Origin of the sequence: Kouleothrix sp. (genome assembly GCF_046328425.1) — a bacterium.
Classification (GTDB): Bacteria; Chloroflexota; Chloroflexia; order Chloroflexales; family Roseiflexaceae; genus Kouleothrix.
In genome coordinates this window covers 123,378-137,832 of the sequence record NZ_JAXLWP010000015.1, presented here as the reverse complement: position 1 = coordinate 137,832, position 14,455 = coordinate 123,378, and the positions used below count along the sequence as shown (strand labels likewise).

7 protein-coding genes are annotated in these 14,455 nt (G+C 68.1%); 3 read left to right on the top strand and 4 right to left on the bottom strand.

The annotated features are described in order from the left end of the window. Positions 1-78 precede the first annotated feature (78 nt). Positions 79-4,275, bottom strand: a complete 4,197-nt coding sequence (locus tag U0177_RS15495; RefSeq protein ID WP_409571547.1) for an alpha-amylase family glycosyl hydrolase — start codon at positions 4,273-4,275, stop codon at positions 79-81. 452 nt (positions 4,276-4,727) lie between these two features. On the opposite strand from U0177_RS15495, the gene U0177_RS15490 reads away from it, so the two are divergent. Beyond that, positions 4,728-6,707, top strand: coding sequence for an ATP-dependent helicase (locus tag U0177_RS15490; protein WP_409571546.1), 1,980 nt, complete (start codon positions 4,728-4,730; stop codon positions 6,705-6,707). Positions 6,708-6,890: 183 nt separating this feature from the next. On the opposite strand, the gene U0177_RS15485 is transcribed toward U0177_RS15490, so the two are convergent. The 3 genes from U0177_RS15485 to U0177_RS15475 form a co-directional block, all read right to left on the bottom strand. Continuing rightward, positions 6,891-8,048, bottom strand: a complete 1,158-nt coding sequence (locus U0177_RS15485) for a 6-phosphofructokinase (RefSeq protein ID WP_409571545.1) — start codon at positions 8,046-8,048, stop codon at positions 6,891-6,893. A gap of 176 nt (positions 8,049-8,224) precedes the next feature. Then, a complete protein-coding gene (locus tag U0177_RS15480) occupies positions 8,225-8,419 on the bottom strand; it encodes a hypothetical protein (RefSeq protein ID WP_409571544.1) in 195 nt (64 codons plus the stop codon). Between the two features lie 659 nt (positions 8,420-9,078). Then, a complete protein-coding gene (locus tag U0177_RS15475) occupies positions 9,079-10,197 on the bottom strand; it encodes an ArsA family ATPase (RefSeq protein WP_409571543.1) in 1,119 nt (372 codons plus the stop codon). A gap of 133 nt (positions 10,198-10,330) precedes the next feature. Here U0177_RS15475 and U0177_RS15470 point away from each other — a divergent pair, with 133 nt between their 5' ends. Both U0177_RS15470 and U0177_RS15465 read left to right on the top strand, forming a co-directional pair. Next, complete coding sequence (locus U0177_RS15470) at positions 10,331-12,652, top strand: protein kinase domain-containing protein (RefSeq protein WP_409571542.1); 2,322 nt, start codon at positions 10,331-10,333, stop codon at positions 12,650-12,652. A 189-nt stretch (positions 12,653-12,841) separates the two neighbouring features. After that, positions 12,842-14,446, top strand: a complete 1,605-nt coding sequence (locus tag U0177_RS15465) for a heme o synthase (RefSeq protein ID WP_409571541.1) — start codon at positions 12,842-12,844, stop codon at positions 14,444-14,446. Positions 14,447-14,455 lie beyond the last annotated feature (9 nt).

Sequence of the window (14,455 nt, the reverse complement as noted above, 5' to 3'; positions counted from 1 at the left end):
CATTGCCGCCGAGACCAGGGCCGGGGTGTTGGCTGTTGCGCTCACAGAGCCCAACAGATCAGCGGTGTCAGGAGCCGATCAGTTACCGCACGGCGACACGTTGCGCCAGTTCGCGATCGTGTCGTTGACCGCCTGGGTGCCGTTGCTGCCGTAGCTCAGCGTCAGCTGGCGGTTGTTGACCTCGCCGCAGGTTCCGTCTTTTTCGACATAATCCCACGCGCCGAGCGCGTACTTATACTCGATCTGCGTGCTCTCTTTGCCGGTGAGCGTGATCGTCCAGTGCGTCGCGTCGACGCGGGTGAGCGCCACGCCGCCGGGGTTCCACTGCGGCAAGTTGCCGTCTAGACGGTCGAGGAAGCCGGCGATGTACACCGACTTACCGGTGCCGTCGGTGCTGGCCGGCACCGTGACGTTGAACACCAGCGTTACGGTACGCAGCTGTGCGGTGGCGGCAACCTCGTTCGAGTCCGCCGAGCGGTTGAACGAGGTGTCGACCGCGCGCACCACGTACGAGTAGCTTGTGCCCTCGGCCACCGTCGTGTCGTTGTAGGTTGTGGCGCCGCCGCCCGCCAGCGCGATGGTGGTGTAGGGGCCGCCGGGCGTGTTGCTGCGGCGCACTTCGTAGCCATACACCGCGACATCGTCGGTAGCCGCGTCCCAGGCCAGCTGAATGCCGGCCGGCGAAGCCGCCACCACGCGCAGATTGCCCGGCTTCGACGGCGCGGTGGTGTCGGTGCTCGCGTTGACCGTGAGCTTGCCGGGTTTGGCGGGCAGCTGGCCAGCCGCGATCAGGCCGTTCTGATCGGCGTAGATCCAGTCGCGGCCGGCCGTGGTGGTGTAGCGGTAGAGGTAGTCGAACGTGCCGGCCTGCTCGGGCAGCAGGCTTGCCACGAACTCGTCGTTGTTGTTGTCGTCCTTGTTGAACGTGGCGTCGACCCAGGTCCAGCTGGCGTTGCCGGCCGGGTTGCTGCCGGCTGGGCCGAAGCCAAGCTGCGCGACCAGGCTCGGCGTCGCGCCGGGCTGGTTGGTCACGCCGGCGATGTATACCTGGCCGTAGACATTGTCGGTGCGCGTGGATGTGCTGATGGTGTGGTTCAGCGTGGGCGGCCACTGCAGATTGGCCCAGCCGATCGTCAGGTGCGGCAGGCCGTTGACTTCGTTCGACGCCGCGCTCTCGTTGCCGGCGCTGTCGAGCGCTTTCACGACGTAGTAGTAGCGGCGCGCGTTCTGCAGGCCACTGTCGGTGAAGCTCAGGCCAGCCAGCGGGCTGCTGTTGACTTTCACCCAGCCGCCGCCGCTCAGCGGGCTGCGGTAGATCGTGTAGCCGGCCGCGCCGCTGGACGCCTGCCAGCGCAGGCTGATGCTGCCATTGCCCTCGCCGGTGATCGCGAGTCTCTTCGGCGCGGGCGGCGGGTTGAGGTCGGTGTTGCCAGTCGCCAGCAGCATGCCGCTCAGCGGAGCGAGCGTCAGCTGGAGCGCGCCGTTTGTTACGCTGAAGCTTGCGCCGGCGCTGTTGCCAACCCCATAGAGCGCCTTGAACACCTTGCCGTTGGGGATGTAGCCGCCGAGCGGGATGCTCAGCGTGCGGGTCTGCGCGCTGCGATTCAGCGCCACAATCGCAGCCTGCGCGGTGGTCTTGCGGCCATAGGCGACTGTGTCGTTGGCGTCGTCGGCCAGCAGTACCTGGAAATCGCCGTCGGTGAGCGCGCCATTGCTGCGGCGCAGTGTCGCCAGGCTGCGGTAGTGGCCAAACATGCCCGTGTCCGGGCTGCCGCCCAGGTCGGCCCATGGGTAGGTGCGGCGGTCGTCGGGATCGTCGGCGCCGGTCATGCCCACCTCGTCGCCGTAGTACACGGTTGGCGCGCCGGGAACAGTGAACTGGATCAGCGCGGCCAGGCGCTGGCGCTGCTTGCCGGCGGCCAGGTTCGCGGCGTTCTGCTCTTTGTCGGTGGGATTCTCGGCGCCAGGGGTCAGCGCCCACAGCAGCCGCGCGGTGTCGTGGCTGCCCAGCAGGTTCATCAGCGCGTAGAAAGTCGCGTCGCTGTAGTCCTCGCGGATCGAGGCCAGGCGCGCGGCAAACTCCGATGGCTTGATCGGGTGCCCGCTGTCGGCGAAGCCCTTCGCGTCGAAGTTCTGTGGCGCAAGCAGGCCGATCACCGCGTCGCGCAGGCGGTAGTTCATGGTCGCGTCGGCGCGGTCGCCGCGCAGGAAGCGCAGCAGCGTGCTGTCTTTCTGCCACAGCTCGCCGATGATCAGCGCGTCTTTGTTCTTCTGCTTCACGACGCGGCGGAAGGTTTCCCAGTAGCCATTCGGGAACGATGCGTCGCCCATCACGTCGAGCCGCCAGCCCTCGGCGCCGGCATCCAGCCAGTACTTCGACACGCTCGCAGGCGCCGTCAGGAAATACTTCTGCAGATCGGCGTTGCTCTTCGTCAGCACCGGGATGCTATCGAAGCCGAACCAGCCGTCGTAATAGGTGTCGCTGCCGCCGGGCGTCGAGGGCGCGCACACCCCCGGCTCGTTGCCCTGCGGGGCGCGGAAGTGGAACCAGCCGCGGTAGGGCGACGCCGCCGACTCGCACGCGCCGACGGTGCTGTAGTGGTGGTAGCGGTCGAAGAACGGGCTGTCCGACGACATGTGGTTGAACACGCCGTCGAGAATGATCCGGATGCCCAGCTGGTCGGCGTGCTTGTTCAGGTTCTCCCAGTCTTTCTGCGTGCCGAAGTATGGGTCGATCTTGAAGTAATCCTGGGTGTCGTAGCTGTGGTTCGAGCCGGCGTCGAAGATCGGGTTGAAGTACAGCGTGTTGATGCCGAGCGATTTCAGGTAGTCGAGCTTCTGGTCGACGCCTTTGAGGTCGCCGCCCATGTAGTCGCGGCCGCGCGGCGTCTCGAGCTGGGTGGCCGGCGTGTTCGGCGGCGCGCCGAAGCGCCACGGGCAGCTGGTGGTGGTGGCGCCTGCGTAGTTGCGGCAGTAGCCCTCGGGCAGCGTGCCCCACGGCAGCCGCAGCACCGGGTCGTCGTAGCGTACGTCGCCGGTTTTGGCGTCGTTGTCGGCCCGGCCGTTGCGGAAGCGATCCGGGAAGATCTGGTAGATCACCGCATCTTTGGCCCAAGCTGGCGCCTTGAAGTTGCCGGCGTACACCATCAGCGCCCAGCTCTGGTCGAGCGGGTCGGCGCTTGGCGCGCCAAGGCCGCCGTCGAGCGCGCTGGTGTTGTCGGCGTAGTAGGCCGTCTTGCTGCCGTCGCTGACGACAAAGCGGTACCAGTAGTTATTCGGCGCATCGTTCGGCAGCGTTGCGGCCCAGAAGTCGCAGGTCTCGCTTTCGAGGCCGGGCTGGTAGCACGGCGTGTCGCTGGCCGCGATCGTCATTGGCACCAGGCGCTGGCCGCTGGCGTTCAGGTCGTAGAGCCGCAGCTTGACGCTGGTGACGTCGTTGTGGAAGGTGCGGAAGCGGATTGTCACCGGCGTGCCGGCCGGCACTGCGCCGCCGGGGCTGCGGTACAGCGTGTCGCGCGAGTCGTGGCGCAGGCCATTCCACTCGACGTTGTTGTCGGGGGCGTGGCCGGCAAGGATGCTCAGCACGTGGCTGGTGGCGTTGTAGCTGAACGAGACTTTGGCGTTGTCGGTCGGCACGTTGAAGCCGATATTCGCGCCGCCGGGCACGCCGCCCTGGCCGTAGTTTTCGTCCCAGCTCTCGTTGATCGTCACCTTGGCCTCGTAGCTGCCGGCCAGCAGCGCTGTGGTTTCAAAGGTGTAGGTGCCGTCGCCGTCGAGATCCTGCAGCCACGAGCGCAGGCAGCCTGCGTCCCAGTTCTCCAGGCAGCCGAGCTGCTTCTGGAAGCTGCCGGCCGCCACGGCGATCACCGAGCGCTGGTTGTCGGTGATCCAGTGGCTTTTGTTGTCGTAGTAGAACTTCACTGCAGTGCTGGCGGCCAGGTTCAGCGGAATGTTGTCGCCGCCGCCATTCAGGCCGTAGCTCTCGATCCACTGGTCGTTCAACGTGGCTTTGTACTCGTAGCTGTCGGCCGACAGCGTGAAGCTGCCCTGCCATACGTCGTCGTTCTGGTCGTAGCTGAGGTGTGTGGTCGCGCAGGCGGCATCCCAGTTATTGTCGCACCCGGCGGCCTTCTGCAGCGTCCCGGCGATGGTGACGCTGCTGGGGTCGCCGGCGGCGAGCGCGGCGGGCGTGCGCGCCGGCTGCACCAGCGCCGCGAGCATCACGCCGAGCATGGCAAGGAGGGCGAACCAGCGTTGGTTGCGTGGACGGTACATACTTGCTCCTTTGCACGAGAACCGATTAGCTCGAGCAGCGCCGCGTGATCACCGGCCTGTGGCAGCCTGCCCCACTGCTGCGCGCCGCGGTAGGGCGTGGCAAAGCATGGCGAGTTTTGAAATGTGTGGCGCCGTTCGATGGATGATCTGAGTATATCACGGCTTCTAAACCGATCAAGAGGAAGAAATAATAGATGAAAAAAGTGTTAATTTTCGCGGGCGATGCGGCGCCAGCGGTAGCGCAGCGTGCTTGGCTTTCAACGCCACCACCTACCCTTTCTTCTAGGTGCGGGAAAGGGAGCGCGGGGGTGGGCAAAGGACTTTCACCGCGCCGTGCGTGCGCCCCCAGGGCTTGACTCTTCGGTGGGGTGTGGGATAATACCGCGCCGGCCGGCTCAATCGTGGCCGCTTCAGGTACTGGAATCGCACAGCAGAAGGGCTCCACTGCGCTCATGGATATTCTGGCCTCGCTCAACCCCGAGCAGCGCGCCGCCGTCACTGCGCCGATCGGGCCGGTGCTGGTGCGCGCCGGCGCCGGCAGCGGCAAGACGCGCGTGCTGACGCTGCGGATCGCCTACTTGATCGAAACGCACCAGGTGCCGCCCGGCCAGATCCTGGCGCTGACGTTCACCAACAAGGCTGCGAAGGAGATGCGCGAGCGCCTGCGCGCGATCCTCGGCGGCCGCACGCGCGGGCTTACCACCGGCACATTCCACGCGGTCTGCGGCGCGATCCTGCGCGCCGAGATCGCCGGGCGGATCGGCCACTACACCGCCGACTTCACGATCTACGCCGCCGACGAGCAGCTACAGCTCGCGGCCGACGCGCTCGACGCCGCGAAAGACCGGCCGCCGGCGCTGCTCGAGCCGGAAGACCTGCTGCGCCAGATCTCGCGCGCCAAAAGCCGGCTGCTCTCGCCGCGCATGGCTGCGCGCTTCGCCCAGACGCCGCTCGACGCGTTTGTTGCCGGCTGCTACCGCCGCTACCAGCAGTCGCTGGCGCGACATAACGCGCTCGACTTCGACGACATGATCCTGCTGACGCACCAGCTGTTCGCCGAGCACCCCGATGTGCTCGAAGCCTACCAGGCCAAGTGGCGCCATGTGCTGGTCGACGAGTACCAGGACACCGACCCGAGCCAGTATGCGCTGGTCGAGCTGCTGACGCGCCCGGTGGCCGGGCGCCCGCGCTCGCTATTCGCGGTGGGCGATGGCATGCAGGCGATCTACGGCTTCCGCAACGCCGACCATACGATCATCGCGCGCTTCCAGAACGACTTCCCCGATGCGCGCGTGATCGAGCTAGCCACGAACTATCGCAGTCGCCAGCCGATCCTCGACGCGGCCTACGCGATCATCCGGCACAGCAAGGCTGTGGCGCCTATGGCGCTGCGCTCGGCCCTGCCCGATGCGGCAGCGAAGCATGCGCAAGCGGCCTCGGGCCGCGCGTCGGCCGGGGCGATTGCGTCGCCGCTGCTGATCTTTGATGCGAAAGATGGCCGCGACGAGGCCGAGCAGATCGCGCGCAGCATCAACGAGCTGGCGCGCCAGGGGCGCAAGTTCCGCGAGATCGCGATTCTGTACCGCACCCGCCACCTCAGCCGCGGCTTCGAGGCGGCGCTACGCCACGCGCGCATCCCCTACAGCGTGCGCGGCAGCACCGGCTTCTACGATCGCGCGGTCGTCCGCGACGCGCTGGCCTACCTGCGCGCAATCGCCAACCCCAGCGACAACCTGAGCCTCGTGCGGATCGCGAATGTTCCCGCGCGCGGCCTGGGCGCCCAGGCGCTGGCAGCACTCTCGGGCTACGCCTCGCAGAACGGCGTGTCGCTCTCGGCGGCGCTGGCCCAGCCGGCGGCCTGGAAGGCGCTCTCGGCCAAGGCGGTGGATGGTGCGCGCCTGCTGGCGTCGCTGCTGGCGCGCTGGCGCACGTTCGCCGCAGGCACCACCCCGCCCGACAGCCTGCTGGCCGACGTGCTCGAGCGCAGCGGGTACGTGGCCGCGCTCGAAAAGCGCTTCTCGGCCGAAGAGCTGCCCGACGCGCGCGAGCACCTGCAGGAGCTGATGACCGCCGCAGCCGAGCACACCGACCTGAGCGCGTTCTTGCAGGAGGTGGCGCTGCTGACCAGCGCCGACGAGAAAGACGACGAGCGCGATCAGGTGCAGCTGCTGACGATTCATTCGGCCAAGGGGCTTGAGTGGCCGATCGTGTTTGTGGCCGGGCTGGAAGAGGGCACGCTGCCGCACGAGCGCAGCCTGGTTTCGCCCGAAGGCATCGAGGAAGAGCGCCGGCTGTGCTACGTGGCGCTGACGCGCGCCGGCGAACGGCTGCACCTCTCGTGGTCGGCGGGGCGTGTGCGCGGCGCGCAGGCCAAGCCCTCGCGGTTTTTAGCCGAGATCGAGGCGTATGGCAAGGAGCGCGCGCAGAGATGACACGCTGACAATGCCATCTTTTTAGCTGGTCGCGGCCACCGCCGTGGCCGCGACCAGCTAAAAAGAGTCATGTTGGAGGGCTTGCGCCCTCCAAGCCTGCCACGCGCGAGGACACCGCGTTCTCGTGTTTGTCGGGGAACGGGCGCGGTTGACGGCCAAGCATGTACGGCCGCAAAAAGGGCGCTAGTACAGGAACATAGGCTTGGCGAGCACGTGGCGCACCTTGGGGCGGTAGGCCTCGGTGTCGTACAGCTCGTTCACGTCCACGCGCTTCAGCCCCTGCGTGCACGTGTCCACCGGCACCGTCGTGTACTGCCCGTTCTGTAGCGCCACCATCCGCCCGCTGTGCCCCTGCAGCAGCTGATCCACCGCCAGGTTCGCGTAGCTGATCGCCACCATCCGGTCCAGCGAGTCCGGCGCCCCGGCGCGCATCAGGTAGGCGATCTGCTGGTGCACAATGTCGATGCCCGTCAGCTGCTTGAGCGCCTCACCGGTGATCTGCCCGATCCCGCCCAGCTTCTTGTGCCCGTACGCGTCTTCTTGCCCATACTCGACCACCTGCCCACCGAGCATCGACGCGCCCTCCGAGATCACCACCATCGCGTAGTTGCTGGGATTCGCGCGTTTATCGTCGGCAACCTGGCGCGCCAGGCGCTCGACATCAAACGGCACCTCGGAGATCAGCGCGCGGTCGACATCGGCCAGGTACGCCGAGATCAGCGCCGTCTCGCCCGAGTTGCGGCCGAACAGCTCGACCACCGCGATGCGCTCGTGCGAGCCGGTGGGGGTGCGCAGCGAGTTGATGAACTCGACCGAGCGCGTGACGGCGGTGGAGAAGCCGATGCAGTAGTCGGTGCCGAACACGTCGTTGTCCATGGTCTTGGGGATGGCCACGACGCGCACGCCCTCTTTGTGCATGCGCACGGCAAACGAGAGCGTATCGTCGCCGCCGATCGGGATGAGCGCGTCGATGCCGAGGTGCTCGAGCACGCGCAGCGCGTGCGCCGTGCAGTCGGCCGTGTTCTTGGCGCCAGTGAATGCAAACTTGCCGCGCAGAAACTCGGGCATCATTGCTTCGCCGACGCGCGCCGGGTTGGTGCGGGAGGTATGCAGGTGGGTGCCGCCGTAGCGATCGATGGTGCGGACGGAGGCGGGAGTGAGCGGCTGAATCCATTCATCGGCGCTGGCGGGGTCGTCGGGGTTGAAGTTGAGCAATCCGCCCCAGCCGCGGCGAATGCCGACTACATCCCAGCCGGCGTCGCCGGCGCGGTTGACCACCGCCTTGATGCACGGGTTCAGGCCCGGTACATCGCCGCCGCCGGTCAGAATACCGATACGCATCGTTGCTCCTCCAGTAGCAAAATGGGCGTTGTTCCAAGCGGCTTCGCTGTTCCCACACTGCGCTGTGCGGGCAGCTATTGTACTACGGGTTGAGGCTGAAGCAACCGGGGGGCAGCACGCTGCTGGAGGGGCAGCCGCGCCGCAAGGCAGCGCGGCTACGCGGAGATCGTGCGGAGCTAAGCGTTCTTTTTGGCCGCGCGCGTAGCGGCAGCCTTCTTCGGCGCGCCACGCTGGGCTGAAGTGCGGCTGTTGCGCGAGCTGCCGCCGATCTTCTCGATCAGCGCGGGCTTGTCGCGTAGCGCAATCTTCGCAATCTTGTGGTAGCGCGCAATCCACGCGCTAAGCGCGTCGAGCGCCGCTTTTTCGCTCATGCTCGATGCGAAGGCAGGGTTATTTCACAGGGTTTCGGCGTGAAACTGTACCGGCGCGATTGCTCGCGCCGGAACGCCTTTAGGGCAACGACCTGGGAAGTTGTTTGAACCATGCCTAACCAATACCGGGTGTCGGTGCGCGCTGGCAGAGATCGCGAAGAGCGGACATACGCGTTTGGCCAGGGGCGCGTATGCCGGGCAGGCTGCGTGGCTGCCGGTGTGATGTGCATCGCCGGCTACTTCGGGCGTTGGCCGCCGATCTTCAGCCGTCGCTGCCGTTTCTTCACACGTCGCCGTGGCATGCACCACGGTCGCCACTGCCTGCTTCTCTTGTCGTACCAGCGATCTTCCCCACCACCACCATCCACTTCATACGCTGTACGGCGATCTTCACTTTTCAACGTTGGCTGAACGCCGAGAAGGAACTCGTGCTTACGTATGCTGAGCCTACCAGCGCGACCCGACTGCCTCAGTATACGGGGAAACGAGCGGGGATGCATGCTCTAAACGGTAGCTAAAACGTGTCGGTTTTGTGCCCAACGGCCCCGGCCGCTCTGCCGAGCGCTGGCCTGCGCGCGCGCATCGCGGTAGGCCGCCGCCGGCCACCCGGCCGGCTCGGTGCTGACGCCTGGGATGCGGCGGAGCCCTGCGGGGGTGTGCTAGCGCCGCCGCACCACCAGGTGCTCGCCCTCGCGGGTGGCCCTGATATTCGCCACGCCGCGTAGCGAATCGGGCAGCAGCAGGTGGCGGCGGTATGGCCCCACGCGCACGATCAGCTCGTCGCCGCTGAGCGTGAGCTGCAGCGCGCCCTTGGGCAACCCCGGCAGCGCAATCGCCAGCGCCGGCGCGCCCTGCCATACCGTCGCGATCGGCGCGGCGGCCGGGCCGGGCGGCGCAGCGGCCAGCTGCGCGCCCTGCGCGCGTAGTGCGCCGAGCCCTGTGCCGTCGGCCAGCTCGAAGCGCTGGAATGAGCGCGAGGGCCAGGCCGAGCGCGCGCTCTCGAGCAGCCGATCCTGGGCCGCGAGCGCGCCGCCAAGCGGCGTACCCGCCAGCGACGCGGGCAGCAGCGGCCCGGCGACGATCGCCTGCACCGCCAGGCCGTGCAGCTGCAGCGCCGGCACGGCCAGCTGCGCCTCGGCGAAGGCCGGCGCGTCGGGGCGCAGCACGTAGCGCACGGCCGCAGCGCCCGGCTCCAGCAGCATGTCGCGCAGCGACTCAATGCCGACGCGCGCGTCCTGGATGCCGGAGTAGGCGTCGGTGGGAATGAGGCTGGTGGGCAGCAGCGCGCGGCCGATCGAGTCGTTGCTCTTGCCCGGCCCGCGATCGAGGCCGAACAGCAGGCGCACGCCCCAGCGTAGCGCGTCGGGCAGCGCCAGCGCGCGCAGCAGCATGTCGTGCGGGCCGGCATCGGCCACCACCAGATCGTAGCGCGGGGCCAGCTCGCGCAGCCGCGCCAGCGCGAAAGCCATCTCGGCGCCCGGCACGATCGGCAGCTCGTCGCCGGCGACGGCCGCCGCGCCAGTAGGCATGCGGCTGCGGCTGCGCTCCCAGGCTGCGGCGGCCTCGGCCAGCCCGTCGATCGCCAGCGCGTCGAGGCCGGGCGCGACCTCGGCCGGCGCGAAGCCGGCTGGCGCGCCCAGCAGCGCGCCGAGCGCGCCTGGGGCGCCGACGCTGAGCAGCAGCACGCGCTGCTGCGACGCGGCATGGAGGGCGGTGGCGGCCGCGGCGCTGAGAATGCCCGAGCTGGCGGCGCCGGTGAAGACCAGAATGGCGGCCATAGTGCTTGCCTCGACGCTGTGCCAATATCGCAGGTAGTGTACCACAGCTGCTCTGCGCGTGGCTTCGGGGAGTAGCCTGGCATGGTATACTCAGCACCATCCAGCATCAGACAGCTTGCAAGCGAGGCGCGAAATGCCTGACCTGATTGGCCGTGAGCTTGGTCCGTACCGGGTGCTCGAGCAGCTTGGCGTTGGCGGCATGGCGACAGTGTACAAAGCGTATCACGCGGCGATGGATCGCTATGTGGCGATCAAAGTGCTGCCCGAGCACCTCGCGCGCGAGGCAGGCTTTCGCGCACGCTTCGAGCGCGAGGCGCGCACGATCGCCCGGCTCGAGCACCGCCACATCCTGCCGGTGTACGATGTCGCCGAGGACGATGGCGTGCCGTACCTGGTGATGCGCTTCACCGACGGCGGCGACCTGGCCGACCTGATCGCTGCCGGCGGGCTGACGACCGCGCGGGCTGCCGAGCTTGTCGCGCAGGTGGCCGACGCGCTGGCCTACGCCCACAGCCTTGGCGTGATCCACCGCGATGTCAAGCCGGCGAATGTGCTGATCGGCCGCGACGGCGACGCGCTGCTGTCCGATTTCGGCATCGCCAAGATCTACAGCGATACCTCGCAGCTCACCGGCGAGGGCATGATGGTAGGCACGCCGGCGTATATGGCGCCCGAGCAGCTGCGCGGCCAGGCCGTCGACGCGCGCACCGATATCTACTCGCTTGGCGTGGTGCTATACCAGGCGCTTACGGGCGAGTGCCCATTCATAGCCGAGACGCCGCTGGCAGTTGCGCTGATGCACATCCACAACCCGCTGCGCCCGCCGCGCCAGCTGAACCCGGCGATCCCCGAGCCGATCGAGCGCGTGGTGCTGCGCGCCCTCGCCAAGAATCCCGACGACCGCTTCCAAGATTGTGTGGTGTTTGCACGGGCGCTGCGCGCTGCGGTGGCGGCACCGGCCGCCGAGCCCGGCCGCCCCGCGACGCTCACGCTGCCCGAGCTGGCCGCCGAACCTGGCCCCAGCGCCGCGAGCGCCGTGGCGCCGCCCGCGACAGTCCAGGGCGCGAGTGCAGCACCCCGGCGGCCAGGTTCGCGCGCGTGGCTGGTTGGCGCGGGCGCCCTCGCGCTGGTGATTGTAGCCGCGCTGGCGTTTGCGCTGACACGCGGCGGCGGCGCCACAGAGACGGCTGCTACGCCGGCAGTGCCTGCCGCTGCCGCCGCAACAGGTGCACCGGCGGTCGACGCGCGCCAGGCGCTCGAAGCGGCCATGCGCCAGCTCGACATCAACGACGGCTCGGCGGCGCTCGAGACGCTCGCGCCCGCGCTGGCAGCCCACCCCGACGACGCCAGCCTGCTTGCGGCGCGCGGCGTGGCCAACGCGATCTACAACGGGGCCGAGCCGGCCCGCGCCGATATCGAGCGTGCGCTGAGCCTTGAGCCAAACAACGCGCTCGCATACTACGCGCGCGGCTACCTGAACGGGCGCACCAGCAAAGTCGACGAAGCCATCGCCGACTACACGCGCGCGATCGAGCTAGAGCCGACGCTTGTGCGCGCATACTACCAGCGCGCGAGCTTGCTCGGCTACCCGAAGAACGACGCCGCCGGCAAGCGACGCGATCTCGATCGCGCGGTCGAGGTCGGCCCTGATTTTGTGCCGGCGCGTATTGATCGCGCGTGGATACAGTACTACTCCGACGAGCTCGACGGCGCGCTGAGCGACGCCAACTATGTGCTCAAGCTCGAGCCCAAGCTCAGCAGTGCGCTGTACCTGCGCGCGCTGCTGAACGAGCGCCAGGGGCATGTGGCCGAGGCGCGGCGCGATTTCGACGCGGCAGTGGCGGCCGCGCCCGACGACCGCAACGTGATCATCGACCGGGCCAGGTTTCTGGTGCGGCAGAGCGACTACGCCACCGCCCTGCCCGACGCCGACCGGCTTGTGGCGCTCGACGTAGCCTCGCCCGAGGCGCACGGGCTACGTGGCTTCATCCTCCACGCGCTTGGCCGCGAGGACCAGGCGCTGGCGGCGTTTGAGCAGGCGCTGCTGATTGGCGGCGACGCCGCCTGGCCTGCGCGCTATGGCCGCGGCGTCGTGCTGCTGGCGCAGGGCCGCGCGCGCGAAGCGCTCGAAGATCTCAAAGCCGCGCGCGAGCACCCCGACCAAGTCGGAAGCACCGGCGAGCTGTTCTACGGCACAAGCGCGATGCCCTCGGTCGACCTGGCGCGCGCATATCAGGCGCTCGGCCAGCCCAACGACGCGCTGCAGGCGTTGAACGGCGCGGCCGAGCAGGACGGCACGTTTGTGGTGTACTTCGAGCGTGGCAAGGCGCGCGCGGCCTCAGGCGATACCGCAGGCGCGCGCGAGGACTTTCAGGAAGCGCTGCGGCTGGCGGCCGAAGCGAAAGACGAAAAGCAGCGCGCGCTGGTGGATGCCGAGCTGGCGAAGCTGCCCTGAGTCAGCCCGCCCGCGTGGCGCGCGCCGAGCGATGACCGCATGCAGGGCAAAACAATGCGGCGTGTCAATTTTTGTGATGTTTGACACAGCTATGCACCTATGCTACACTCGCGCCGATCCAGAACCAATGCTTATCACCATCTGTGAGCCGGCCCTGTGCTGGCGCGCAGCCATTGCTGGAAAGACGCCATGGACACAACCATCGCCTCGCTTGCTCGTACTGCCACAGCGCAACGCCTGCTGATCGTCGCTGCGGCGCTGGCGTACCTCGTAGCCGTGATCAGCGGCGCCGCGCCGGCGTTCGGGGCCACTGCGCTCTGCGCGGCCGCGCTGGCGGTGCTGGGCGTGGCGCTGTTTGCGTTTGTGGGCGCGCGCATGCCTGGCCGCGAGGCTGCCAGGCTGGGCGGCCGGGCGCAGCACGCGTTGCAGCGCTACCGCAGGCTGGCGCTGGTGACGCTGGCGCTGGTGTACCTAACGCTGGTGGCCGGCACGCTGGTGGCCAACTCCGGCGCGCTGTGGGCCTGCCTGGCGCTGCCATTCTGCGCGGCCGGCGATGTCGGCGATCTGCAGCATAACCTCGCGCTGATTGCGCTCGGCCACCGCGTGTTTGCCGGCATCGCCGCTCTGAGCGTGTGGCTGCTGGCGTATGCCGGCTGGCGCCAAGGCGCGGTGCGCTCGGTGCATCGCGCGGCGTTCTGGGCGCTTACGTTCATGGCGGTGCAGGTGGTCGTCGGCATGATCCAGGTAGCGCTGGCGCTGAATGGGGCGATCATGTCGCTCTATGCGATCCGTGGCGCGCACCTCGCGATGGGCGTGGCCGCCTGGGCCGCGCTGATTGTGCAGGTGGCGCTGGTGATGTACCTGCCGCCGCAGTCGTTTCAGGCGTACAAGGCCGCCGATCGCGCGCAGCCCGTGGCGCGCAGCACGCAGCCCTCGAAGCTGAAAGACTACATCAGCCTGACCAAGCCGGGCGTGATCACGCTGCTGATCCTTACCACGATCGTGGGTATGTATATTACGCCGGCTGGCGTGCCGGGGCTGGCGCTGGTGGCCTGGACGTGCCTCGGCGGCTGGCTGATGGCGTCGGGCGCGCACGCGGTGAACTGCTGGGCCGACCGCGATATCGACATCAACATGGGCCGCACCAGCCGCCGGCCGATCCCCAGCGGCCGTATTCCGGCCTGGCACGCGCTGGTGCTTGGCATTGCGCTTGGCGCGCTGGCCTTCGCCATCCTCGCGGTATTTGTGAACCTCGTCGCCGCGCTGCTCTCGCTGGCCGGCTACTTGTACTATGTGATCATTTATACCCGCTGGCTCAAGCGCAGCACCGCGCAGAATATCGTGATCGGCGGCGGCGCGGGCGCGTTCCCGCCACTGGTCGGCTGGGCTGCCGTTACCGGCGGGCTCTCGCTGCCGTCGCTGCTGCTGTTCGCGATCATCTTTTACTGGACGCCGCCACACTTCTGGGCGCTGGCGCTCATCCGCGCGAAGGACTACGCCCGCGCGGGCGTGCCGATGCTGCCGGTGGTGGCCGGCGAGGCTGAGACGCACCGCCAGATCGTCGTTTATACCCTGATCATGCTGGTGGTGTCGCTGCTGCCCACGCCGCTGGGGATGTTTGGCCTGCCGTACATGCTCATGGCGCTGGCGTTCGGCGCGATCTTCCTGCGCTACGCCCTGCTGCTGCGCCGCGACGGCACGATCCCGGCCGCGTGGGCGCTGTATAAGTACTCGCTGCTCTACCTCGCGCTGCTGTTCGTGGCCATGGTCGTCGATCGGCTGGTGTTTGCCTAGCGAGCCTGC